This window comes from Colwellia sp. BRX8-7 (genome assembly GCF_014077275.1).
Taxonomy (GTDB): Bacteria; Pseudomonadota; Gammaproteobacteria; order Enterobacterales; family Alteromonadaceae; genus Colwellia_A.
Genome location: NZ_JACGVP010000063.1, coordinates 1 through 1,573, shown reverse-complemented (window position 1 = coordinate 1,573; position 1,573 = coordinate 1). Strand labels below are relative to the sequence as shown.

1 protein-coding gene is annotated in these 1,573 nt (G+C 41.2%); it reads right to left on the bottom strand.

The features are described from left to right. Positions 1-314: 314 nt before the first annotated feature. Positions 315-1,469 (bottom strand): IS110 family transposase, encoded by a 1,155-nt coding sequence (locus H4J57_RS19410; RefSeq protein ID WP_182243978.1) that lies wholly within the window; start codon positions 1,467-1,469, stop codon positions 315-317. Positions 1,470-1,573: the final 104 nt, after the last annotated feature.

The window sequence follows — 1,573 nt, the reverse complement described above, 5'->3', positions numbered from 1 at the left end:
GGCGTTGGTATGACTCCCCACGTCAAGTTAAATACACTGATCCTTGTTCATTAATTTCAGAACCATTGTATTCACTTTTAGTATTAAGTGAGTTAACGCATAGAATGAAGCAAGTAATTTCGTCGGTTATCATGCTGATATTCGTGGATTACTAACTTGTTTGCTAGCAGCGCCTACCTTACTCATTTCGTCGTGGCACCTGTCTTCAGTCTATGTTCGCGGTTCAATAGCCGTTAGGCTATTGCCGTCCTAACGCCGTCGGTGATTGTGCCACACCCGATGCTTGATCCCATGCGCTAACTCAAAACTTTTATTCATGCAGGTACTCTCGATATTCTTAGCTTCACATCAATTTTTGGTAGCACTACCTCGCGAGAAATAGCCCAAATATAAGCGATCATTTCTCTGGCAATGGCCGTAACGACCACATTACGATGTTTGCCTTTGTGCATGAGTCGATTATATCGTCTGCATAACCTCAATTGTGCTTGCCATGCCATATCGATGATTTCTTTACTTAACCCTTCCTGCCTTAATTGCATTTCTTTTGAAATATTGGCGTTGTGTTTATACGAATGTGCACCTTCGACCAGTAGTCGTCTTGCACGGCTGTTACCGCATTTGGTAATAGCACCTAAATGGCGTTTATCGCCACTTGAATGTTCGCTTGGTACAAGACCAAGGTAGCTCATTAATTTTCTGGGATGGTCGAACCGTGATAAGTCACCTAGTTCGGCAATCACTCCTGTGGCGACTAATAACCTCACACCACGGAGCGCCTGTATCGCTTTAACTACAGGATAAAATCGCCAGTTTTTCACTTGATGTGTTAATTCATTATCCAGCCTTTTTAAGCGTTTTAGTCGTTCATTAATGGTTAAAACCGCTTCTTGCAAAACAATTTGCTGACAAGGATGAGGTAATACTAATTCAGCGAGCCAACGCAAATGTTGTAATGACCAGTTATCTTTTATTTTGCTGTTAATGTTGTTACGTAACAACAATGCTTTAAGTTGATATTTAGCATCCTTTAAGTCTTTCATGCCTGTTTCTCGTGCCCGAGATAAGTCACGTACGGCTTCATCTTCGGGCTCAGGAACATAGATAGGCGTTAAATCTTCAGACTTGAGCAGCTTTGCAAGTTTGAGCGCATCACGTTTATCGGTTTTGATTTTCTCTCCTGGTTTTTTAGGGATAAGAGAAGGTGCGATGACATAGCAGCAATGATTAAGGCTGGTGAGAAAGCGGTAAATCCAATAGCCACAAGGTCCTGCTTCGTAAACAAAATGAAGTGTGGCATCTGGGTATTTTGATTGTAATTGTCGCGCGAGTTTTTTAAAGGCGGCTTTATTACTGAGTATTTTACCTAGATGAGTTGATTTAGCGCCACGTTGGTCTTCAATATAAGCGACTTCAGTAAATGTTTTATGGGTATCTAAGCCAATGAAAAGTATGTTATGTTTTATCATGCTAGCCTCTGTTTGATAATGTTGACACATATATTATGGCTCTGGTTTGTAAAACTAACCCACATTTAGAGGCTAGCACCTTGTGGGGAGTCATTGTGTCTATG

Excerpts from the sequence above, each read along its gene's own strand:
- H4J57_RS19410 (WP_182243978.1), bottom strand. The coding sequence starts at position 1,469 with ATGATAAAACATAACATACTTTTCATTGGCTTAGATACCCATAAAACA.